Origin of the sequence: Bradyrhizobium barranii subsp. barranii, from assembly GCF_017565645.3 — a bacterium.
GTDB classification, from domain to species: domain Bacteria; phylum Pseudomonadota; class Alphaproteobacteria; order Rhizobiales; family Xanthobacteraceae; genus Bradyrhizobium; species Bradyrhizobium barranii.
Window position 1 is genome coordinate 5,575,945 of sequence record NZ_CP086136.1, and the last position, 22,460, is coordinate 5,598,404.

A 22,460-nucleotide genomic window follows, 5' to 3' on the forward strand; every position below is an offset into this window, starting at 1 on the left:
ATGGCGGAATCTGGGTGATGACGGTGTGAGGAAGGCGGCGTATCGAGGCGGGTGACGAGCCTGCCAGAACCTCTCGAGGAGAGCGATACGCCATGACCGAGACTACCAATGTTCTTGCTTTCCGTCAGCCGTCCGCGGTTGATGATCCACTGACCGATATCGTTCGTGCCGGCGCGCGGGACCTGCTTGCCAGGGCGATCGAGATCGAGGTTGGCGCGTTTCTGGCCAGCACGGCCAATCTGACGCTGCCCGACGGTCGAGCGCGCCTGGTCCGACATGGGCACGGTCCGGTGCGCGAGATTGCGACCGGCATCGGTCCGGTGGAGGTCGCTCGTCCCAAGGTCCGCGACCGCGGAGCGAGCGGGCCAGGCGACCGCCTCCGCTTCAGTTCGGCAATCCTGCCGCTATGGGCGCGGCGGACGAAGAGCCTGGATGCCTTGATCCCGGTCCTCTATTTGCGCGGCATCTCGACCGGCGACTTCCAGGAGGCGCTCTCGGCGCTGCTCGGCAAGGATGCGCCGAACCTGTCGCCTTCGGTGATCGCCGGCCTGAAGGCCGATTGGCAGGTCGAGTACGAACGCTGGCAGAGACGCGATCTGTCGGCGCGTCGCTATGTCTACATCTGGGCCGATGGCGTGTACCTGCAGGCCCGCATGGAAGATCACAGCGAATGCATGCTGGTGCTGATTGGCACCACGCCGGAAGGCAAGAAGGAGCTGATCGGCTTCCAGGTCGGCGTGCGCGAGAGCGCGCAGAGCTGGCGCGAACTCCTGATCGACCTGCGGCAACGCGGGTTACGGATTGCCCCGCAACTCGCCATCGGCGACGGCGCCCTCGGCTTCTGGAAGGCACTGGACGAGGCCTTTCCCGGCACGCGGCACCAACGATGCTGGTGCCATAAAGTGAGCAACGTACTCGACAAGGTCGCCAAATCCGTGCAGGGCCCCATGAAGAACGACCTGCGGAACATCTATCTGGCCCCACACCGGGCCGAAGCTGAAACCGCGATCGACGTCTTCGTCGAGAAATACCACGTCAAATACGGACGTGCGGTGGAGTGCCTGATCAAGGATCGCCATGCGCTGCTCGCCTTCTTCGACTTCCCTGCTGAGCACTGGATCCACCTACGCAGCTCGAACCCGATCGAGAGCGTCTTCGCCACGGTGCGCCACCGAACGGTGCGGACCAAGGGATCGCTGTCGCAACAAACTGCGAAGCTGATGGTGTTCAAGCTCATCGACGCCGCATCGAAGACCTGGCGGCGATTGAAGAGCACGAACCAGTTGCCGAAAGTCATCGCCGGTGTAAAGTTCATCGACGGAATCGAAGTCATTCCGAACACTGAAAGCCACGCCGCCTGATCAGGCCGCGTCACCCAAAATCAGCCATAGCTCTTTCAGTTCCTACGGCACCCATATAAATGCGCAGAATGTCGCGCGTTGCATCAACTAGATACTTGTGTGTTCCGGTGTGCTCTTCCATCTGATTGTCACCCCGCTTGTTGAACCGGGCTTCTCAGTTGGGGTCGTGATCATAGTGCCTATTTTCTTCGCAACGCAATGGGATTCGCAGTCGCGGCTCACGAACCATCTATCGTCGGACCGACGCGCTTCTCGACCCAAAGATCCCCGTCAGGCCGTGACCACAATTTCGATCTGCTGACTTTGCAGGCGACCTTGCCATGGATCTCCCCTGAGCACCTCGATGCGAGCCTGCCCGGATTGAACCGCACGAAACAATATGTTGGTTGGCGGTCCGACCGGGCTCAGTACACGGCCATCGTCCGAGAGTACGCCAGTTGAGAAGACCCCCAGCAGTTCGACGGTCGTTTCGCCTTCCAAGAGATGACCACCGCTTGCTCCAAACATCAGTGCGTCTCCCACCCGCACGTGCAACACGGGCGGGAGGTCCTGACACGCCTGGATCTCGACGAGGTGCGCCAAAGCGTTAAGGTACCAGTTCCTCGTCCACCTCCACATCCTCCGACGGGGACCATTCGTCGGCGAGGCCCATTTGAGCTTGGAGCGACGATGCACCCTCAGATGAAACCTTCGGGTAGATCTGTCCCGCGAAGGCATAGTCGGTGGCATTGATGTCCGAGCCTCCCCGGATCGGCTGACCGTCTTTGGTAATCGATCCCGGAAGTTGATAGCACATGATCGAATCTTGGTCCGGTGGGGTGGCCATGATTGAGTCCTGGCTGAGCGGTGTCAGCACCTGCTGGTCCACCATCTCACGAGACCACCCCTGTGTGCGCAGGAAGAAGTCGTAGGCCTTCTGTGGATCTATGAGATCAACCAGCTCCTCGCGCATGTGTTCATGCGGGAAGCCGAGCGTGTGTCCGGCTTCATGACGCACCACACGATGGAATTCGCTGTCCTCCGTATTCATGGTGAAACCCTGCAGGTTCAGCGTCGGGCGATTACTGGGAATGTGCAGGATGTCGGTCCCGAGATAGGACCAGTATCCTGCTTGATTCCGCGAGATGCGCACCTTCCCCACACCGCGGGTCTCCACGAATGAGATCCCTGCGGTTTGATTCCAGGCATTCATGTGCTGAATGATCCGTCGGCGAAGATCGCTTGGTCCGCCATCCAGGAAGCTGACCGTGAGCCGGCGCTGCTGCGGGCCCCAATACTTACCAACCAGAACTGCAATTGCGGCCGGAGAGAGTACCAGGCCGCGTGCCACGGAGCCGATGGCACCGAAGCTAACTCGGTTCATAGGATTGATGGATGTTGCAGTCTTCGCCGCCTTTTCGACTAGACGGCCGGGCAGTTGCTTAATCGAACAATGCGCGTTTTTTCCTCCCGCGTGGTTATGTGGGCGCCGCGCCGTCTCGCCATGCGGCTTATCGTCCTCGTCCACATACCGTCCGGTATCCGCGGCTGCCTGAGCCACATCTGCGATTCTCATCAACGCTTGGCGGAGTTTCTGTTCGCTATCGCTCATGTCATTCTCCTTCCTGTTGTTGGTTGCTGGGCACCGACTGTTCCACTAAAGAGATGGCACATGCTCGATCGCGACAGTTGGTGGTGGCTGCCACGGCTCGTCCATCCCTTTGAACCACCTTTACCGTTGAGATGGTCTGCTTGCGCTTCTATTCGGCGTTGATCCGTCACGCACTTGCGAATTACGTAGCGAACGCTGCCGTCTGGGCCGAGAATGACCGTTGAGCCGCCGAAGACCTCTCTGAACGTTCCCGAGCTCCCCTTGCACCAACGCCGTTGGGTGATCTCGGCGACTGTATCGAAGGTGACTTGCCGGTCCGGGCCGACGCGACGAAGAGATCGAATAGAACCAACAACTGCAGGATCGATGTGATCGCCGTTTAGTTGCATGTCGCCCGGCAGAGCGCAGCCGAACGCGCGTGCGTATCCTGGTCGCATGACGTAAGACCCGAGAGCTTCGGCCTGTCGGCGCAGTTCGGTCTCGTCGGCTGCTCGCCCCGGATCGCCCGCGAAGCGCAGCCTTTTGAAGTGCAATGCTTCGATCGGCTCCATGCCCTTCTTGTCAGGCGGTCGCCATAGCAGAGAATCCTCCGCTAGATCCGGCACGTCATCGGCGTAGATGCGACGACGGGCGAACGAATCGATGATTGCCTCGCGATAGCCGAAGGGGTCGTCCTGAACGAGATCGAAGTCCGCAGTGATAACTGCTCGCAGATATTCGCCAAAACAGAGGTCGAACGGCGGGCAGTAGTCGATGGCTCGTATGCAAATGGAAAGAAACTGTGATGCCAATGTGCTTGCCTGGTCGGCGAGGATCTCGCAAAGCTCGGAGCCTGGAGCCTCACCGGGAGCCAGACGTGCCAGGCGAATGAATCGCTTTGTCTTCCGTTGAAGTATCGTGGCGAACGCTTCGAAGATCGCCGTTACCAGAAGCGAACCGCGCTCGTGCGGCTCGTCCCCGACTTCGTCATATCGTCGGACGCTGCCCTCCTTGTCTTGGCCAAGTCCCGCAGGATCGATGGCTGATCGCAATGGTCTGCACGAACCTGTGGTATGTCCGAATTGGGTAGCGATTGACAGAAGCACCTCATCGGGCGTGACCCCTGACCGCTCAATCGCGGCACGAACAACATCCGAATACGAGAAATGCATGAGTATTGCCACGAGGTCGGCAAAACCTTCGTGAAAGGCCGAGACATCCGGATGGGTCGGCAGTCGAAAGCGCGGCCGAAGACCGTCCAGCAACGCGTGGGTCATCTCGTGCACAATGATGTCGTGTGAGAGGCTTGTGAACACCCGACCGCCGGGACGATTTCGTCCCTGCACACTACCATCGGCAGCATAGTAGCCGAACTTGAGTTCCCCAGCTGATGAATCGTAATAGGCATTGCGGCCGCAGAAGGCCTGTGGCCGAATTCTAAGCTTTGCATAAGCTTGGCCACGCCTGGAGCGAAAGCCCCAGCACGGATCACGTCCCAGCGCGCGCCTGAAGACATCGTACGTGGACGCGCAGACCGCGTAGACCATCTGCTGCCGGAACTGAGGGTCGGACGGCGAGGGGGGGCGCCCATTTTCGATCAGGATTCGAGGATCATCCAAGTCGACGGGCCCGTTGAACTGCTCCGTCGTCTCATCCCAGTCGACCACTTCTAGGACGCTGCCTTCTAGAGCGTTGCGCTCGCACATCGAGCGCAATCGCTCAAATGGGGCATTTAGCACCGCAACAGCGCCATCCTGCCGACTTGCAGCTGGATCGAGCGTATAGATTCTGAGCGGCCGATGGATTGGATCCTGATGCGTCCTTTGATACGGCTGCATAGAGGCAGTCGCTAAGAAAACCGGATCCACCACGAAATAGTTGGCCGATGCAGTCAGCGCACGCTGTACTTTGCCAATCTTCGGGCGAGGTACACTCGCTGCCATCTCAGGCTTCACGCAATGAAGGGGTGGATGCGCCTGAATACCCATAAAACGACTCCCCAGCACAATTCAGCTAGTAGAGCGCGATTCTTTTGGCGTAGATTTCACCCGGGTGTCACCGAAACATATTTTGTACGAATGGCGACCCAAGTTTATCGACATCGCACGTCAAAACGGCACGCAGCTATTGCAACGTCAGTGGTCGCCGGTACGAGAACTTGTTCACTCTACAAGCTTTAATAAGCCAACCGGCGTATTTCAGCAGCCTGACTCAGCTTCATTTCTTGGCAAGAATGGCGTACCCGCCAATGTATCCGCGAACGTATTGCTAAAGGTAGAGTATGCTCGCGCAGTCAAGGCACTCACTCACTCCGCAGCTGTGCGGCCACGGCTGCCCTGCGCGGGTCGAAGGTCACTAATACTGCCCTACGACGGATTTCGTAGTTTAGCCCAAATCTCCACCGGGAGGTAGTACTTGTCTCTAGGACAACTTGTCGCGCAATGGTTGCCGCACTCATGAGACGCTCGCGGCTTCGAGCCCAGACAATTCGACGCTGAGGGCATTTTGTTCTCGCGGCAGTGCGCGGAATTGAGCCCAGAATCAAGAACGGCGTTTGGGCGCCCGGCATTGGCTTTCGAGAGTTTGCATTGCTAGGACGCGGGTTTGAAAATTGCCCTATCAAGCGCACCGCGGTCTTCGTGTATCTTGTTAGACATTTCGTCAGTCGGTGATGATGCGGCAGTGGTCTATCGAAGGACTCGCTGCGCCCCCGACGACCCGCGCTTAATCTGCCCTGGCGTTCTGGAACTATGTCCCGCGATCTCTCGTATCGCGAGCAGCATGATGGCAAACGCCAAGAAGCGTGAGGACACGTCGAGAGACAAGATTGCGCAGCGCCAGCCGCCCAAACAACAAACTCTTTGGGTATAGCACACATCCACCAACCGTTGCTTGGGGCCAGAAGCAGAAGTTGAGGCGCATCCTGATTAGGTCTAGCGATGTCTTCCTGCAGCCGCGCTGCCATGCGCAGGCCTTGGCGGCCGTCTCTTCGGCGAAATTATGTTTGGCCATTGGATAGGCCTCTATGCCGTCTTTTGGCTAGGCGCCAACAGCTCGCTTGGGCTTGAATGGAAGACTTGAAACCGGGCTTCCGACAAGCGTGTCAACGGATGTCCGCCGGGGCTCGTTAAGGTTGAACCTAATTCAGACCTGGGAGAACAAAGAAGGGTGTGGAGGTGGTAGGCGTTCGAGCGCTTACACAAAAGACTTCGGCGCGTCTCAGACAAGTCTGGAGGACCGCTATGGAGTATGTCCTTGTCATCATAGCGATATTTGTTCTGATCTTCCTAATTTCTCGATCGTACGAGAAGCAGCAGCCCTCAAAGCCCGATAGGGTAATCTTTGAGGGGCCGACTGAAAGCAGGGATTTTAGTAATCGAGATGACGAGACAATATCGATTATTGGCTCGTTAGACGACGCTGACTCGATCGGGCGCACTTACGCAAATGTATTTGCGCTCCTAAGTCCAGAACGACGGCGCGCTCTGATCACGTACTATCAGGCAAAGCACTGCTGCGGTGAAATTGAAGCCATGAAGTTTGCAATTATCGATCGGCAAAATGACGAAGATCGATATCGTTAATCCACCGCTCGGCCAAGCGAAATTAGGCGGACGAGACGCCGATCTCTACAACGAAGATAATTCTAAATGCTGTTGGCGGGATTTTGCCGAAGCCACTATTGAGGCGGAGCTCAGCGGCAGATCGTCAAATTAGGATTGCTAGTCGCTAGGGGTATTTTGGTTACTAGAGTAGACGTTTTCCAATGAGCTGCTTCGCAAGCCGCGACGCCCGACACCTAAAGAGCCTCTGAGCGCAAAACGGATTCTTCACATGCGCATCCGATCGCATCTCGACCCGACACTCTTCGTTGTCTTCTGGCATATTGACGCACGCGAGTATGACGAAGAGTTCAGACGACTTGTGCGCTCACAGACGCGGGGGAAGGGCACCGACGTTGGCCGCATCTTCGACGCGCTACGCGAGCGGGAATCGCGCATCTGGGCACACGAGCGTTACCACTTTTGGCAGGGTTTGCGGCTGCCATTCCTGCATCTTTACGCAATGCAGACAATGCGAACCGTGATAGTCGGCGCTGGTACCCTGGCCAAACTCGTCGAAGATTGGCGAAAATGGGCGGACCATGCTCTTGCCGTTGCGCTGTTCGCCCGGTTGGATAGTCCGTTCCATTTAGGCGCAAACAGGTCCGGTCAGATTGCGCTCGGATCGACGCCGCTCGCTGGCTATGAGTTCACCCTGAAATCCTCACCGAAGGAAATGCTGGAGTGCGCAGCGTCCATCTTTGACTATCAAACATCCTGCAAGGCCGTGCGCGAGATGAGCGACCCCGTGTCGTTTAGAAAGTGGTGTAAGCGGAATCCCGCCTACCTCCGAATATTCGATTTTCTCAAAGACTTTTTAAGCTCAGATCGGCTTGCCCTTAGAACGGTATTGCCTCTGATTAACGCCGCATTTCACACGAGCTATCCGGAGCGTGCTTTTGCCGAGTTGGCGGCGAGGATATGGGGGGGCTCCACGGGGCCAAATCCGCAGGCAGCGGCTTTTCTTGCTCAGAGCGAGCCGTGCCGTTGGCACGAGGTTTTCCAGCAGTGGTTGACTGAAATCGAATAAGATTATCCTCTTGGTGAAATTCCAAATGGAATCGACCTGGACGATCGTAAATTTTATTATTTGGAGCCAGATGCATGGCTGGGGGCTCAGGGTCTTGGTCGAGGAATTCAGCATCCATTCCTAGGACCGCTGGCAGCCGAATGGCAGAATCGCGCAAAAGAAATCCCAGGGCTTGATTCTTATCTGGATATGCCTGGCTATGTTTCAGATAAGGAAGCCCGCCAGTTCGCTCACACGGCACAGCCGGCACTCCAGATTCTTCGGATTTTTATGGATGATGGATCTGATAGAGTCTTTCCAGTTGGAGACGGGTTTATCGGAAGCGCTTTCACTCACGAGGGATTCATCAAGGGGTCAGCGGATGAATTCCGTGGACTGGCGATCGACACGTTGGCCGTTTATGGTGCCTTCAGGCGTGCAGCTAATATATCGATGACCGAAGCGGCGAGGACTTGTCATCTCAGCAACTAGAGCTGGCCCCGGTTGTTTGGACAGCGCCCCGCTGGATTTAAGTGGATTCCTGCCGGGTTATGCTGAACGCGGGGCTTTACGGTTTTGTCGTTGCGTCGGGAGGGCGTAGCCCGACCAGAGCGACGACAAAACCGTCGGCGACGGTCATGCGGCCATCACCATAGCTTGCGTGCCGAAGTAAGCCTCGTCGGGCGTGCGCCCGTCAAGGCTCGAGTGAGGGCGTCCCTGATTGTAGAAGGCCAGATACTTGGCAATTGACGCTCGCGCCTCGGACACGCTGTCGTAGGCGCGGAGATATACTTCTTCGTATTTGACCGTGCGCCAGAGCCGCTCGACAAACACGTTGTCGCGCCAGGCGCCCTTGCCGTCCATGCTGATGGCGATCTTCGCGTCCAGCAGCACATCGGTGAACTCGAGGCTGGTGAACTGGCTGCCCTGATCCGTGTTGAAAATCTCGGGCCTGCCGTGCTTCGCCAACGCCTCCTGGACCGCTTCGACGCAGAAGGCCGCCTCCATTGTGATCGAGACGCGATGGGCCAGGACCCGTCGGCTGAACACATCGACGACCGCCGCGAGATAGACGAAGCCACGCCGCATCGGAATGTAGGTGATGTCCATTGCCCACGCATGGTCGGGCCGCTCGATCTTCAATCCGCGCAACAGGTACGGGTAGATCTTGTGACCCGGAGCCGGCTTGCTCGTGTTCGGGCGACGATAGACCGCCTCGATCCGCATGCGCTTCATCAGCGTCGCGATGTGGCGGCGACCGGCGTATACGCCCTCCCGCCGCAGCAACGATCGCAGCATACGCGCTCCCGCGAAGGGATAATCGAGATGCAGCTCATCGAGCCGACGCATCAAGGCAAGGTCCTCGGCCGAAACTGGCCGAGGTTCATAGTAGACCGTGCTGCGAGCCAGCTTCAGGACCTTCGCCTGGCGCACGATAGAAAGATCATGATCGCGGTCGATCATCGCTTTGCGCTCAGCAGGCCCGCCTTGGTGAGCGCGCCGGACAAAAAATCGTTTTCCAACGCCAGCTCGCCGATCTTGGCATGTAACGCCTTCAAATCGACCGGCGTCTCGGCCGATGTCTTGTCATGCCCAAACACGCCGGCGGCGCCTTCCAGGAGCTGGTTTTTCCAGATCGTGATCTGGTTCGGATGAACATCAAACAGTTGCGCCAGCTCCGCCAGTGTCTTGTCGCCTTTGACCGCAGCCAAAGCAACCTTCGCCTTGAATGCCGGAGAATGCGTCCGGCGGCTCTTCTTCGTCATCTTCGCTCCTGATTCGCAGCAAGAATCCTCGCCGCTGTCAGGCAGAAAATCCACTCAAGCTACTGTCCGAATTTGCGGGGCCAGCTCTACTGTCCTCATTTCGAAAGAAATTACTGTAATTGCTATCCGCTGATTCCTGATCAATTCGAGGATTGTGGTTTCCCTGCCAGGATCCAACGCTGGATCGATGGTAAACGGTACGAGAGGCCCACGGAGCCACGGACTTGGTGCGGACGGCCTACGCACCGCGCTTGAAGCGTATAGGCATCCAGAACTGCCGGAGGGCCTCGACGGTTGCTGGAATGTTGCGCCAGGCGTTTTGGATGATGGGCTGCGTTCCCAGCGTGCGCCGGGCCGGGGGTAGCAAGGGTCGACCGGCGTCGTCGATGCAATGGACCAAGATCGGCCGCAGCATAAGGTGTTCGGTTCCATTCGGGGGGAGAAGCCGCGACCAGACGAGAAGCCGAAGCTTCATGACGGCGTAGAAGCCCATGCACCAGGGCTGCGGGTCGACTTCGCCGTCCGGTGATCGCACGAACAGCGGCTCGAAGCTCTCCGGTCTCGTCGACAGCGTCTCGCTGATAGCGTTGTGGCGCATCAGCGTGGCGGCGATTGCCGAGAACTCCTCGGTGTCGTGATTGAAGGCGTCGGGATCTACGCCGAGGAGCGGGCACACCCATTCCTCGGACGCCATCGAGACCGGCCCGGCGACGACCGCGGCCACCGCGCCATCGAGCATGGAGAGCGACGTCGCCCGCGGATGCCGAAGCGTCGGCGACCTGGCGCGCTTGCTGATCCATTGCCCGAGCCGTTCGAACGACATGGCATAGTCCGCCATCGTCGTCTTGCGTGCTTTTCGCGTTCCCCGCCCTTGCTTCGGCTTCGTCATGCCACGGCCCGCTTTTCGGCTTCGCGTGCGGCCTTCCAGTTCCAGGCCAGAAGTTCGTGAAGCTGGTTGGTCTTCGTGGCGCCGCTCACCATGCGATCGAGAACGTCGACGAGATACGCCTCGGGGTCGAGGCCATTCAATTTCGCTGTGTTAAGAAGCGAAGCGAGTATCGCCCAGGTCTCGCCCCCGCCTTCGTCACCACTGAACAACGAGTTCTTTTTTCCGATCGCAATTGGCCTGATCGATCGTTCGACCGTGTTGGTGTCCGGCTCGAGCCGCCCGTCATCCAGGAACGTCGTCAGGCCCTGCCAGCGTTCGAGCATGTAGTCGATCGCCTTGATGAGCGTCGAGCGGCGGGAGATCCCGTCCTTCACCGCGATCAGACGGGCCCTCAACGCCTCCATCAGCGGCTTCGTCTCGGCCTGTCGCGTCGCGCGGCGTTCCCCAGCATCGAGACCGCGGATCCTCTCCTCGATCGCGTAGACGGCCGCAATGCGCTCGATGACCTCCGCGGCGAAGGGTGAGTTCGTCGTCTTGTGCACCCTCACGAAGTTGCGGCGCGCGTGAACGAGACAATACGCCAGCTGGATCTGGCCCGACATCATCGCATCGCCCGCCAGCGAGGCGTAGGCGGCATAGCCGTCGACTTGCAGCACGCCTTCGAAGCCGGCTAACTGCGCCACGATCTCCTTTTTGCCGCGACCACCTGCGAACACGTAGGCGACCGCCGGCGGCGCCGGCCCCTTCCACGCCCGATCGTCCGTCGCGTGCGCCCAGAACTGGCAGATCCTCGTGCGGCCGCGTCCCGGATCGAGCACTGGCATCGGCGTCTCGTCGCAGAACAGCCGCTCGAAGCCGTGCATAGTCTTCAGTTGCAGATCGTAGAGGCCCCTGACCAGCCACGCCGCGCTCCCCATCCAGCGCGCCAGCGTCTGACGGTCGACGACGACACCCTGACCCGCCAGGATCTGCGTCTGGCGATAGAGCGTCGATTGCCAGGCATATTTGGCCGCGGCGATATGCGCGATCAGCGCCGTCGTTGCCATGCCGCCCTCGACGAGCCGCGCCGGTGCCGGGGCCTGGACAATCGGGCCCTCACAGGAGCGGCAGGCGTATTTTGGACGGATCGTGCGGAGCACACGCAGCCACGCGGGAACCCGATCGAGCGCTTCGCTGCTCTCCTCGCCGATCCGATGCATCTGACCCGTGCAGCACGGGCACAGCGTGGACGCCGGCTCGATCACCCGCTCGACCCGAGGCAGATGCGCCGGCAGCGCGCCGATGTTGCGCTTCGCTTTGCGCCGCTCCGGCCGCGGCGCGTCCGGTTTGTCGTCATTGGCCGGGAGCTGTGAGCCGGCGGTCCGTTCCAGATCAAACGCGATCTGTTCGGCGCAGACGATCGCCGCGCGCTCCGATCGTGCGCCGAAGATCAGGCTCTTCAACGTGGCGATCTCTGCGCGCAGATCATCGTTCTCGCCTTCGAAAGCCAGCACCATCTCGGCAAGAGCCGCAGGGTCAGAGGGGAGATCTTCGGGGCGAAGCGCCATATCGCAGAGCTACACGAACGCACTCGCAATCGCCAGCAAAACAAGACGCTTCAGGCAACCTTCGTCGGCCGCTTCGTCACCTTCGGGACCACACGCGACCACTCCGCAAGACCTTCAATCAGCATCGCCAGTTGCGCCCCCGTCACCGGCATCGTACCCTCGCGAACAGGTGGCCAGGCAAAGCCCCCATTCTCCAGCCACTTCGTCGCTAGAACCATTCCCGAGCCGTCAAAAACCAGTAGCTTCAAACGATCCGATCGCTTCGATCGGAAGACATAAACGTCACCGCTGTAGGGCTTGCCGCCTAATCCCTCCGCTACCAGCGCGACAAGGCCATGAACGCCTTTACGAAAGTCAATCGGCTGCGTCGCGACGAACACACGGACCATTGGACCGAAAGAGATCATCGCGTCGATCTCACCGCCGCCAGCACGCGCTCCAGCGTCGCGGCGTCGACGCCGACGGGCACGCGCACCGTCGCGCCCGCGATCATCACCTCGATCCGCTCGGCCGGATCCGTCAGAACATGCGCCTTATCGATCGCGTTCGGCTGCGCCTCGACGGCGGCCTCGAGCCTGACTTGCACGAACTGCGGCGCTTCGCTCGACGCGAGCCGCGCCTGGCGCCGCCACACACTGAGCAGTCCCCGGTTCACCCCGTTGCGTCGAGCCACCTCGGAAATGCTCGTCTCCGGATCGGCACTCTCGGCCACGATCCGCGCCTTCTCCGCATCGCTCCAACTGCGCCGTCGCCTCTCCCCTGTGATCACCTCGATCCGCTGATAGGAGGCGGCATCATGCCCGTCTTGATGTCTGTCTTGATGCATGGAACGAGCGTCCCTCGCGTTGTCAAATCCACGCGCGAGTCTCGCTCATCCCGTCCACCTAAACGAGGTGGGGTCGTCGTACCGCTATCGATCGATGCGATGAGGGGGGGGGCGTCATGGATGAGCCTAGAATTGGTATTTCACTCGGGGAAGACACTGAAAGGTTGTTGCAGGACGTGCTCGGGGAGGTTGACGATGACGATCTTTACATTGAGCGGGAGCTGGAGGAGAGCGAAGGCCTAGCCGGTGAGCCGATAACATTTGGTGTGATTATCGGCGGAAGCGCAGTTGTACTATCCGCTGTCCTTCGGCTTATCGAGCGTCGTCTGGAACACAAGCGGCAGTGGAAGGCCATGAAGATGGTAGCCGAAGGCTTTCAATCCCATCCTGAACTGGGCAAGCTCTTGGCGCAGATTGCGAAGAAGAACGCTGACGTCTCAATTACGTATGGGATTGCGAAAGAAGCATGGGCGTCTAAACGCCAGTGATTCGAGCTTCTTTGCGATTGCTTAGAAGATGTCCGGTTCGGGTCAAAAGGCGAAGAACTCAGCGGGAGCAAATCTCGTCCGCTACGCCCCACTAAGCTGACCTCAGTGAGGGGTGTCGCCACTTCGCTGATGGGCCAATAGCCGACATCAACCCCTGGCATCCCGTCAAGGCGTGCTTGGCACTGCCGTCTGATCCGTCATACAGTGTGCTATGGGTTGGATAGCGTGCCATGGCAGAAGAGCGGCCGGTCCGTGTCGAGCGCAGGTTGTCGGGGATATTGGCCGCCGACGTGGCTGGCTATTCGCGGCTCATGCACCATGACGAAGAAACGACGCATGCCAAACTGACGGCACTCCTAGCGGACGCTGTTGAACCGAGTATCGCCGAGCACGGTGGCCGCGTGGTGAAGAACACCGGAGACGGGTTCTTGGCGGACTTTCCGAGTGCGGTCCAAGCGGTTCGGGCTGCTGTTCAGTTTCAAACCCGCATCAAGGAACTTACAATTGGTGACGCGGAAGACAGACGCATTGCTTTGCGCGTGGGCGTCAATATCGGCGACGTAATCGTCGAGCCCCATGACATCTTTGGAGATGGCGTCAACGTCGCGGCGAGACTTGAGAGCATCGCAGAACCTGGCGGCATCTGCATCTCGTCTTCTGCCTACGATCAAGTCCGAGGCAAGGTCGGGGTTGAGTTCACCGATCTGGGCGAGCAGAACCTCAAGAATATTGCTCGTCCGATCCGAGCCTATGCCGTGGCCCGAGAGGGACTTAGCCCGGTGACAAAGGTCGGCAGCACGACGCCAAGCTCGCTTTCAGCGCCGCGTCTGTCCATGGTGGTGCTGCCGTTTGCGAATATTGGTGGCGATCCCGAGCAAGACTATTTCGTTGACGGCGTGACCGAGAGCCTGACCACAGACTTGTCGCGCATCAATGGCTCATTCGTGATTGGCCGACACACCGCATTTACGTTCAAAGGCAAAGCGGTTGATCTCAAGCAGATCGGGCGCGAGTTAAACGTCCGCTACGTACTGGAGGGCTCGGTGCAGCGTGGTGGCAACCGGTTTCGCGTGAATGTTCAGCTGATCGACGCCGAGACTGGCAAACACCTGTGGGCCGAACGGTTCGATAAGCCAGTCGCTGATCTATTCGATATGCAGGACGAAATCGTATCGAGGCTCGCCAACACGCTAAACACTCAACTTGTTGAAGCTGAGGCGCGGCGGGCGGAGCGTTCGCTGCATCCCGATGCGATGGATTTGATTTTCCAGGGCATGGCTTGCTTAAACAAGGGAAGGACTTCCGAGTATCTTGCGCAATCGCGCAGCTTTTTCGAACGCGCCTTGGCGCTCGATCCCAAAAATGTCGAAGCGCTGGTCGGATTGGCAGCTGTTGATGCGGCAGCTGTTGGCATGGCTTTGACCGTTGAGCGGGCCGCGCGTCTCGCAGCGGCTGAGACGGCCTTGATCAAGGCTCTGTCCCTGGCCCCCCAGCACGCACGCGCCCACTGGCTTCTCGGAAACATCAAAATGTTCACAAACCGCGCGGCCCAAGGCATTGCTGAATGCGAGCAGGCATTGGCGCTGGACCGAAACCTAGCTAATGCGCACGCCTACATTGGTCGCGCCAAGTATCTTCTCGGTCGCGGCGAGGAGACTGAGGCCCATGTCCAAGAGGCACTCCGCCTCAGTCCTCGTGATACGGAGGCTTTTGTTTGGATGATGTTCGCGGGCTTCGCCAAGCTGCAGCTCGGCGCCGATCAGGAGGCGGTCGCACGGTTCCGTCGCTCGGTCGAGATCAACCGAAATCATCCACGCGCGCACATCTATCTTGCCACCGCGCTAGCGCACCTCGGTCAGCTTGATGAGGCGCGATCCGCGGCCCAAGCAGGGCTTGCGCTCGACCCGACTTTCACCATCTCCCGCTTCCGCGCCAACGTGCCGAGCGACAATCCGACTTACCTCGCTGGACGCGAGCGCTTCTGTGAGGGCATGCGCATGGCCGGGGTGCCAGAGGGGTGATGTCGGAGACGGGTCACAAGCCGCCGATCACGCTCAAGATGGCAGACTTCCGCTTTGCGCTGCTAATCCGACCTTTATGAGTACGCGCCCTAGTACTGGAGTCCGCTAAGAGCGTTGTCGGATGGCAGGCCGAAGGGTCTGCTAAGGGCGGCTCTTATCGGACTCCAGGATCGAAATTCTAAGGCGACGTCGGGGTCGAAGGAGCTTGTATTTGCGGTGCGTTTCCGCCGCCCTGAAGAGCTAACGTCGTCTGCACGCCGCTCGCGGCTTTTGCGATTTCTTGCGCCATGGCAATGATGACGCTCTCGCCATTTGCGAACAGCATGCGAGCGTCTGGCTCCGAAAGAATCACTCTCGGATGAACGATTGGATTGCGATAATCCTCACGCATCTGATCGATTTCGGCGAGTGTCTTCTCGCTGGGACACGGAGTCGGTTTGGTCGCCGCAATCTTCCTCAAGGCAATGATGTAGTCTTTCCATCCGTTCAAAGTCTCAGTCTTGCCGCTAAAAAGGAAATAGTACGATTCTAGACAGGCCTCGACGGCTCTTGCCACATGAAAGCCGGAGGCCGCTAATAAATTGAAGGCTAGGCATCTTCCGGCAGACTTCCAATCATCTTTGGTTTTCTGGGGAATGTGGCTTTGCAGTTCGGTCGGGAATGAGTCGTCAGCAGTGTCGATGAGGGCGGGCGTATAGTAAATCCCGCGTCGGGGCACAAAGTACGTGGCGGTTTCTCGCATCTCTTCTGCAAAAACGGTCTCGAACTCCTCGATCGCCGTCTTGATCCATTGCAGTTCCCAAGCCGAAATCGGCTCATCATTTGCTTCTGGGAAACGGAGAGTTGCTTTTCCCTCAGCATCTGTGACTTCAAAGCGGCGAGACATGAGCTCCGTCATCCGAGTTACTGCGGCCTGCGCTTTTCCTTGAGAGATCCCAATCGGGATCGGATCGCTTTTGAGCAGGCGCTGGAGGCTACCCCTGGCCTGCCAGAGCGGCCAGAACACCTTCGTCGTTGCCGTCTCTCCACTGAGTTCAGTGAAATCTCTGATCGTCTTCGCAAAATCATAAAACGCGAACGGATTTATCCTGTCCATGGTCAGCCCCGGCATGCCCCTTATTGATCCATGTCATATCGCGCTGCAGACCGACCGGTGCGGTTTCTAACTCTCGTGTCCACAACCTTTGTTGGCGGGTCTTGCCGGGTTTGAAACAAAACCGGTGGCCCGGCCCCAATTTTCGGCTAGCTGCGGGGGATAAAGTCGATGCAACGCCTTTGGAGCCGATTTCGATCAGCGAGGCGGCCCGGAAGATCGGGGTCAACAAGTCGATGCTGAGGCGTCAGATCGAGAGCCGGGCGGTCCGGTCCCATGAACGAGCAGATCGACGGTCGTGCTCATGGCGACACCTCTGCGATCGGCAGCGGTCGACCAAGCCTGGCTCCTTTAATGCGATCGGGAAGGTCGAAGCGGAGAGGCTTTGCAGAGCGGCCTCGTCCTCGGAAAGTCGCCGTTCAATGAACTGGCGCTCCAAAGGCGAAAGCTTGGTACGCAGGAGCCGGCGGTAGCGGCTGATGTTGTTGTGATGGCACGAAGGCGTGCCAGGTTCTCGTCCATCGTCATTTGGGCCTCCGAAACTACGCCGCGGCAGCCGCACGTACGGTCGAACGGAGTTTCCGCCGGGTGGCGTCCGGCGTCGCCCCAATCCTCTCAAAACGCGCGAACCGTCCGACGTCTCCAAGCTCCGCGATGCCGTTCTCAAAAAGGTACTTCAGACGGTTCAGCACATCGGTGCGCTAGAGGCACCTCAGTGTCGCCAGCCGTCCTTGTCGACCTCCACCCGAAAGCCCTCTGGCATGCGCGGCACTTCACCCTCGCCAGTCACGTTGCAGGCCGGGCAGGGCGCGCCAGCGCCACCACAGGTGCAGGCAAGTGGGCCGCCCCAAGGGCGGTCCGGGTGCTTCTCGCAAACCCACCCGAGGTCGTCACGGTTGACGCACATCGTGGTCGTGGCACCGGCGGCCACCGGTTCATCCTCGCAGGACATCAGACGACCCCGCGCAAGGGCAGCGCTAGCTGCATGTCGAAGTGCCTTGTGGCGTTGGCAGCGATGAAGTCTTGCAGCGCGGACGAGACCTCGGCGTCGGCGACCTCGGAAGTCGCATCCCAAGGGGGTAGGCCGGGGCCGCTCTGCCGGCTGTGGCAGCGAGCCAGCGACGGTTCAAATATTCGGCGGCCGCCGCGGCCGGCGGCGCACCCCACCGGCTGAAGCGGTAGCTTATCCACAATTCCGGCGCTGCGAGCATTTGCTTCGGCGCCGCCGGGATCCAAAATCAAAATCGCGACTCATCAGGGGAGCAAGCACATGCGCAACAGGGCGGAAGCAAATGCCGATGTTGAGGCGCGGATTGCTCAAATCGAGCAGATGACGTTAGACCAGATCGCGACGTTTCAGGGCAGGATGCTGTCCGATATTACCACCGGTAGAATTGCGCCAAGAGAAGCCAGTGCCCTAGATCGCGCTCTCCGAAAACGTTTGAAAATGATCGAGCAGGGACTGCGCGAGGGCGGCTGAGGCGCGGGGCTTCGGTCCCGCGCTACACCGCAGTTGAATGGCCCGCCGGTTCACGCTGGCGGGTTCGGCCCGCCAGTCGCGGTCTTGGCGCCATTCGGCGAAGGCGGCGTCTGGGATGGTGAGCCGCAGCTCGGACCACGCGGCCTCGAAAGCCTCGCGCGCGGCTTCGAAGGTCGCGGCCATGCCCCTTCGCCTCGCGCCTGGCTCCATGCCGGGATAGAAGCCAACCGACCAAGCCCATGGATCGGCGTGCACGGGCACGCCGGCGCGCACGCCGATCGCGCCGATGCGGACGTCGCTGGAATAGATGTGCCAAGTCTCCTCGTGCGGATTGTCGGCGCGGCGGCGGGTGAGGGCGGTATCATCGGTCATGGCGAGAGGATAGCCGTGCAAAGCAACGTGGAATACGTCGTGGATGAAACGCCCGATCCACCGAAATTCGAAGCAAGATCAATAGCGCTTGGCGGAGGGTAGGTCCGCCTAGCTTTTTGGCCTTCGACCGCCTTTCAACGGCCGAGGCGCCACTTCGCCGGATCTAGGCACTCTGAATAGTTCTTCAATATTGGCGGACAACGCTTTGGCAAGTCGCTCAAGGACTGCCACGCTTGGGTTTTCGAGATCGCGTTCAAGGCGGCTAACATAAGTTCGATCAATCGCAGCATCTACGGCGAAGACTTCCTGGGAAAGTCCGCGCGCGACCCTCAACCGACGAATATTTCTTGCGACAAGAGCGCCTGCTTTCATGGGAGCAGGCCGACAGGGTGGGGCCTATTAAACCACGGACAATAGCGCTATGAATTTGGCTGCTGTCTCTTCGAGGTTGAGGGCTCGGCACTCCGAGGGGCAGTGTGATTCCGGAGATAACCGCGTGGTTATCAGACTGCCAAACGCAAGGGGCACATCATTTTCACAATAGCTGGCGGAATTCTGCTCGCGGTTTTGATGCTATCCGCCCGATTTGCAAGATGCGGCTGTTCAGACGGTGCTTCGTCAGGCAGAAGCTTTATCTGCAAGTTGGGCGGTCTAACGGCAGGCTGGGCGAGCCCCGAATGTTCATCTTGAGATTCGTCCGTCCGGAAACAGCACTATTCCGATCGGCTGGGCCTAGCGGACTTCCGAGCGGCCCGCATTAACAATACCTCCGACCGATGAGGCTTTTCGTGGTCATAACGAGCAAAAAGCAGAAACCCACGCCCGAAATGATGGAAGCGTATCTGAACATCGCCCTGCAGATGCGATTAATCATGATGCCCTTCGTTATGCCGCTCGTCCGAACCGACGAGGATGGTCCGACCCATGTTGGCAGCGGCGGCTACATCGAGTTTTCCGGACATAAGTTGGCGCTGACCAACGACCATGTTGTGCGGGAAGGTCAGGGCCGCCTTGCGCACAAGTTCTACGATTCCGACACTTACTTTGGTTTTCCAAATGCTTTCGCCTCCGAAGCGTTTCCCATCGATTTGGCGGCGTCTTCCGTCGATTTAACCTGGACTGCGACTACACACAGCGCGATGGCTTTCCCGGAACATCGAATGGCACTGATCCATGCACCGGTAGCGCGGGAGCTCCTGTTTCTAATGGGATTTGCGGGATCTCGAGCTTACTTTTCACCCATCCTCAACATCATCGTGACCAATGGAACGCCTTATCTGAATCAGGAGTTCGATCCGCAAGCAGAAGAACGCGATATTCGTTGTGAGCACTACGATCCCAACCTTCATTTCGCGATACCGTGGGAGCCTGAACAGATTGAAGTCGTGGATCGCGACGACAAGGCGATACCAGTTAACGCAAATGGGTTTAGCGGCTCGCTGGTTTGGAATACGCGATATGTCGAATATGCCGCGGCCGAAAAGCCGTGGGATCCGAATGTTGCGCAACTGACCGGTGTCGTTTGGGGGTGGCCTCAGCAAGATCGGGTGCTGCTCGCTACGCGCATCGAGCATGTCCGGACCTTTCTTGCAAAGAGTTCAAAATGAGCGCAACCCGGCCCCGCAAGATTTTCCTAGACGCCAACGTTGTCATCCGCGCCGGCAAGCCACCCGGCGGACCGCTAATGAAACGCGTCGCCGACCTGGTCGATGCCGGCTATGTGAAGGTGGTTACCACCGATCTCACCAAGATGGAAATTGCGAAGAAGCATGCTAGTAACGACTTCGAAACAATCGCCGACGTGGCCAAGAAGCGTTTCCGCGACTTGGCGGCCGAGATACTGAAAGTCAGTCTGCCTGCAATCTCTCCAGCGGACCTTCATCAGAAACTGCTTGAGAAATACCAAGCGGCAGTCGAAGAGATGTTCAAGTCGCTCCGGGCCGAAACTCTCTCGATTGACAGCATCAAGCCTTCAATAGTTTTCGATGCCTACGCCCGTAGGACCGGACTGTTCGGCGACGAAGCCAAGAAAGACCAATTCCCGGACGCCTTCATCTTTGAGGTTCTGAAAGCGGTTGCAAGGCAAAGCGATCCGCTCACTATCGTCTCGGACGACAAAGATTTCGCAGTCGTCACTCAAGGGGCCGATCATATCTCTCGACTAAAGTCGATTCCGGACTTATTCGCCGACCTAAATCTTACGATTGAAGCGGCTCCCGACGTCAACGACTTTGTTGAGAGGAAGCAAGAAGAGATCGTCGCTACCGCTCACAACGAGCTTAATCAGTGGGGCCTCCAGGTCAGTGACGTCGATGATGCGGAAATCGATGAATCTACAGTCGAGAACGTGAGCTTCATCGATTTTCGCACCTTCCGGACGGCTGGCGACGGAAGGGACATCCTTGTCGTCGGTCGGTTAGAGATGGACGTCAAGGTTTCCTACCATCATCCCGACTGGGACACTGCGACCTATGACAGCGAGGACAAGGTGCTACTCCCGCACCACACCGTAGAGGGCGAAAAGAACATCCAGGTGGAAGCCGATTTCAGCATGACGTTGAAGGTTGACGGGCATGGTAAGCCGGCTTCGATCGCGGAGTTTTCGTTCGACGACGATAACTACATATGGGTGTCGATCGGGCATAACGACTACGATTACAAATAAGCCAGGTTGTAGCAAAGCAGTTGATCAGGTTGCCAGCCGGAGGCTGATTCAAGCTTCTCGCGCTCAACGCGACCGCGCGCGGCGACGTTAGTTCTCCGCTGTGCCATGAAGAGCTTATCGGGTGGTCTGTCGGCGAATGTTGCTCTAATTCGGGGATGATGCCGTGGAGCAAAACGGAGAAACGTCAAAACATTCAGAAAGATCAACAGCATTCGGAGGATGCTGCATCCTCCCAATGCGGTTGAGACAAAAAGGGCGTTCGGCCCGCGTTTGTCTAAATATTCGTTGAGTGGAATGCGCTCAGGTGAGCCAACAGGGACACCAAGGCTCTCACAACCTGGCGTCCCGCGAGGGGCAAAGGATCAGATCTGATTGTTTCAACGAGAGAACGAGGCCGAAATCCCGCAGTACGCGCGCACGCGAGCCGCCATCAACAGATAACCGTCGCCGCGTGCCAGACGCCCCCGGTGGGGGGCGCCACTCTAAGCTCGTTGAGTACCGTGGCGATCTTGCGCGCTGAACCGGAGGACAGAATCTGTGTACACTAAGTAGGTTGCTGACCAACAGGGCGGGGGCTTTGTGTCGTGATGAAGTATCTTATTGCTGGCATCATCAGGCCACGGCCCCGTTCTGAATCTCGCCCGTTCATCAAGCGTCAGATACTGAACAAGAACAATCCGCTAGCCGATGCCACAGGCGGAAGCCAGTTCTCGGAGCCAGATTTGCTTCGCCGACGCAGATAATTGGCATGCGCAACGCATGAGAGAATCGGGCGGACTCCTATCGATCGGTCTGAATCGATGAAACAGGGCTTAGGGAGAGAAACAGGTGCGCTTCCAGTCAGGCAAATACGAGGGAAAGACTACGGAGGAGGTGCTGCTCAAGTATCCGGACTGGGCGCGCTGGAATACGCAAAACTATCGTGAGGCTAAGCACTCAAGAGAGTTCGGTGCGCTGGCTAAGAAGTTTACGGCCAAGCCGTACGTCGTCGAATGCGCCAGCACGCACTGCGGTAATAAGGCCACAAGGGCAAGTGCCTATCAAGGTAGTGGCGACTTGATGTTTTGGTGCGATGGCTGCAACCCGGGTCAGTCAGGAGCAGAGTCGCCGAAGTTGAGGATCGTGAAGACGATCGGCGATGTATTGGACCATGTGGAGTTCACTATGGATGCTAGCCGCAGCTGGGCTAGAATAATCGTGCGGTCCTTGACGGAAGCAAAGGGACTTCCGAAGCGAGTCGGTGAAAAGCAGGCTCTCGCGTCCTTCCGATAGCTAAACAATGCAGACAAACTTTGCGACTTCCAGCCGGGCTAGACGCCCGTCATCGCAGGTTAGTGCATTTAGGGCCTGGCGTTCGCCGGACCTGGCGAAAGAATTTCGACGGCGACTGAAGCGCTAAATTGGGGGACGCGATGGAAGGGTTTGGAATCGTATTTCAGTCGATAGGGGCGATCCTGCTCATGTACTCGCAGTTTGAGATGAACCGGACGGTTTCGCTGTGGCTGCAATCACTTGATTTAACAGTTGATCAAGTCGTGAGCGGTTCGGACATCACTCGAATCCGCGGGATCGACAAGCACTGGGGTCGTGATCTGAAGTGGGATAGGTGGCTCTCGCTATTCGGCTGGCTGTTTTTCGTTGGCGGCTACTTGTTGCTTATCTGGCACGTCGTCAACGTCAGGGAGTGACACTTCTTTCTACTCTCACGTCTCTGCGTGCTTAGTGAGTTCGATGTCCGTGTTGGCTGCTCCCGTAGACCTGCGCCAACGTG

General features: G+C 58.5%; 19 protein-coding genes. 8 read left to right on the forward strand and 11 right to left on the reverse strand.

The window, feature by feature from the left end:
- The first annotated feature begins 92 nt into the window (after positions 1-92).
- Complete coding sequence (locus J4G43_RS26790) at positions 93-1,361, forward strand: IS256 family transposase (protein ID WP_038952271.1); 1,269 nt, start codon at positions 93-95, stop codon at positions 1,359-1,361.
- 270 nt (positions 1,362-1,631) lie between these two features.
- Here the strand turns inward: J4G43_RS26790 and J4G43_RS26795 are convergent, their stop codons facing one another.
- The 3 genes from J4G43_RS26795 to J4G43_RS26805 form a co-directional block, all read right to left on the reverse strand.
- Complete coding sequence (locus J4G43_RS26795) at positions 1,632-1,868, reverse strand: hypothetical protein (RefSeq protein ID WP_208086809.1); 237 nt, start codon at positions 1,866-1,868, stop codon at positions 1,632-1,634.
- Positions 1,869-1,947: 79 nt separating this feature from the next.
- Positions 1,948-2,952: a M12 family metallopeptidase gene (locus tag J4G43_RS26800; protein ID WP_208086810.1), complete on the reverse strand. Its 1,005-nt coding sequence runs from the start codon at positions 2,950-2,952 to the stop codon at positions 1,948-1,950.
- The gene (locus J4G43_RS26805; RefSeq protein ID WP_208086811.1) at positions 2,949-4,919 is read right to left on the reverse strand and encodes a gluzincin family metallopeptidase; all 1,971 of its coding nucleotides are present in this window, start codon (positions 4,917-4,919) and stop codon (positions 2,949-2,951) included. The genes J4G43_RS26800 and J4G43_RS26805 overlap by 4 nt, the downstream gene beginning before the upstream one ends.
- Positions 4,920-6,492: 1,573 nt before the next feature.
- Here J4G43_RS26805 and J4G43_RS26810 point away from each other — a divergent pair.
- Together J4G43_RS26810 and J4G43_RS26815 are read left to right on the forward strand one after the other, a co-directional pair.
- Complete coding sequence (locus J4G43_RS26810) at positions 6,493-6,648, forward strand: hypothetical protein (protein ID WP_208086812.1); 156 nt, start codon at positions 6,493-6,495, stop codon at positions 6,646-6,648.
- A 117-nt stretch (positions 6,649-6,765) separates the two neighbouring features.
- On the forward strand, positions 6,766-7,563 hold the full coding sequence (locus J4G43_RS26815; RefSeq protein ID WP_208086813.1) for a hypothetical protein: 798 nt from the start codon (positions 6,766-6,768) through the stop codon (positions 7,561-7,563).
- A gap of 615 nt (positions 7,564-8,178) precedes the next feature.
- Here J4G43_RS26815 and J4G43_RS26820 read toward each other — a convergent pair.
- The 5 genes from J4G43_RS26820 to tnpA all read right to left on the reverse strand — a co-directional run bounded on the left by J4G43_RS26820 (position 8,179) and on the right by tnpA (position 12,570).
- Positions 8,179-9,308, reverse strand: a protein-coding gene (locus J4G43_RS26820) for an IS3-like element ISRj2 family transposase (RefSeq protein ID WP_085967151.1) whose coding sequence is annotated in 2 segments (ribosomal slippage) — positions 8,179-9,056 and positions 9,056-9,308 — 1,131 coding nt in all. Because the reading frame shifts where the segments join, the coding sequence is not laid out codon by codon here.
- A 238-nt stretch (positions 9,309-9,546) separates the two neighbouring features.
- Positions 9,547-10,197 (reverse strand): UPF0149 family protein, encoded by a 651-nt coding sequence (locus J4G43_RS26825; RefSeq protein WP_063712394.1) that lies wholly within the window; start codon positions 10,195-10,197, stop codon positions 9,547-9,549.
- Complete coding sequence (gene tnpC / locus J4G43_RS26830) at positions 10,194-11,744, reverse strand: IS66 family transposase (RefSeq protein WP_035681142.1); 1,551 nt, start codon at positions 11,742-11,744, stop codon at positions 10,194-10,196. The genes J4G43_RS26825 and tnpC overlap by 4 nt, the downstream gene beginning before the upstream one ends.
- Before the next feature lie 50 nt (positions 11,745-11,794).
- Positions 11,795-12,151, reverse strand: coding sequence for an IS66 family insertion sequence element accessory protein TnpB (gene tnpB / locus J4G43_RS26835; protein WP_018273742.1), 357 nt, complete (start codon positions 12,149-12,151; stop codon positions 11,795-11,797).
- Positions 12,148-12,570, reverse strand: a complete 423-nt coding sequence (gene tnpA / locus J4G43_RS56065; protein ID WP_018273743.1) for an IS66-like element accessory protein TnpA — start codon at positions 12,568-12,570, stop codon at positions 12,148-12,150. Before tnpA ends, tnpB begins: the two co-directional genes overlap by 4 nt.
- Positions 12,571-12,686: 116 nt before the next feature.
- On the opposite strand from tnpA, the gene J4G43_RS26845 reads away from it, so the two are divergent.
- Together J4G43_RS26845 and J4G43_RS26850 are read left to right on the forward strand one after the other, a co-directional pair.
- Complete coding sequence (locus tag J4G43_RS26845) at positions 12,687-13,058, forward strand: hypothetical protein (protein ID WP_208086814.1); 372 nt, start codon at positions 12,687-12,689, stop codon at positions 13,056-13,058.
- Positions 13,059-13,288: 230 nt separating this feature from the next.
- Positions 13,289-15,079: an adenylate/guanylate cyclase domain-containing protein gene (locus J4G43_RS26850; RefSeq protein WP_208086815.1), complete on the forward strand. Its 1,791-nt coding sequence runs from the start codon at positions 13,289-13,291 to the stop codon at positions 15,077-15,079.
- A 178-nt stretch (positions 15,080-15,257) separates the two neighbouring features.
- On the opposite strand, the gene J4G43_RS26855 is transcribed toward J4G43_RS26850, so the two are convergent.
- The 3 genes from J4G43_RS26855 to J4G43_RS26865 all read right to left on the reverse strand — a co-directional run bounded on the left by J4G43_RS26855 (position 15,258) and on the right by J4G43_RS26865 (position 18,396).
- Positions 15,258-16,190, reverse strand: a complete 933-nt coding sequence (locus tag J4G43_RS26855; RefSeq protein ID WP_208086816.1) for a hypothetical protein — start codon at positions 16,188-16,190, stop codon at positions 15,258-15,260.
- 1,399 nt (positions 16,191-17,589) lie between these two features.
- On the reverse strand, positions 17,590-18,024 hold the full coding sequence (locus J4G43_RS26860) for a hypothetical protein (RefSeq protein WP_225005117.1): 435 nt from the start codon (positions 18,022-18,024) through the stop codon (positions 17,590-17,592).
- Positions 18,025-18,132: 108 nt separating this feature from the next.
- Positions 18,133-18,396 carry a helix-turn-helix domain-containing protein gene (locus tag J4G43_RS26865; RefSeq protein WP_208086817.1) on the reverse strand — a complete coding sequence of 88 codons (264 nt, stop codon included), beginning with the start codon at positions 18,394-18,396 and terminating at the stop codon, positions 18,133-18,135.
- A 416-nt stretch (positions 18,397-18,812) separates the two neighbouring features.
- Here J4G43_RS26865 and J4G43_RS26870 point away from each other — a divergent pair, with 416 nt between their 5' ends.
- The 3 genes from J4G43_RS26870 (at position 18,813) to J4G43_RS26880 (ending at position 22,377) form a co-directional block, all read left to right on the forward strand.
- A complete protein-coding gene (locus tag J4G43_RS26870; RefSeq protein ID WP_208086818.1) occupies positions 18,813-19,631 on the forward strand; it encodes a hypothetical protein in 819 nt (272 codons plus the stop codon).
- Positions 19,628-20,689 (forward strand): PIN domain-containing protein, encoded by a 1,062-nt coding sequence (locus tag J4G43_RS26875; RefSeq protein ID WP_208086819.1) that lies wholly within the window; start codon positions 19,628-19,630, stop codon positions 20,687-20,689. Before J4G43_RS26870 ends, J4G43_RS26875 begins: the two co-directional genes overlap by 4 nt.
- A gap of 1,412 nt (positions 20,690-22,101) precedes the next feature.
- Positions 22,102-22,377, forward strand: coding sequence for a hypothetical protein (locus J4G43_RS26880; protein WP_208086820.1), 276 nt, complete (start codon positions 22,102-22,104; stop codon positions 22,375-22,377).
- Positions 22,378-22,460 lie beyond the last annotated feature (83 nt).